This window comes from Paenibacillus sp. 01L418 (assembly GCF_056400045.1).
In genome coordinates, this window is the sequence record NZ_JBFTSN010000878.1 from 1 (window position 1) to 528 (window position 528).

Annotated in this window: 1 protein-coding gene; it reads left to right on the forward strand. The window is 45.6% G+C overall.

Annotated elements, in window-relative coordinates; genetic code table 11:
* Positions 1-161: 161 nt before the first annotated feature.
* On the forward strand, positions 162-528 hold a 367-nt coding region (locus tag AC1DSE_RS36235; RefSeq protein ID WP_477529245.1), incomplete at its 3' end, for a coiled-coil domain-containing protein.

The window sequence follows — 528 nt, forward strand, 5'->3', positions numbered from 1 at the left end:
CAATTGAGGCTGCGAGCTCGTTTTCCATCATCATAAGGTTCATCCTTTTCCAATTGTAAGATATAATAGAATGGATTGCCGCATAAAATGAATGCTGAGGAGGGACGATGCCGTTGACATTGCCAGCCAGGCGCAATCGATTTTCTATCGCAGCCACTTCGATGCTACTCATCTTTTTGTTCCTGTTTCGGCTTCCCGCTTGGGCTGAGCCTCTGCCGGCTGATGAGGCGGATATGCATGCACTGCTTGAGAAAAGCTTGTCTGTCGTGGAAATCGATAAAGAAATCATCCGCATACAAGAACAGAAGCAGCAGCTCATGCTGACGATGACGGACACGGAGAAGCAGCTGCTCATACAAGAACAGCAAATAGCGGACAAGCAAGAAGAAGCAGGAAATGTGCTGCGCGCTTACTATATGGGAGAACGAGATTTTTTGCTTAGCGCTCTTTTATCGTTCGATTCATTATCGGAGTTGTTTCAAATGCTGGATTATGCCGAAATTATACTTACTCATGACAAGCATACCT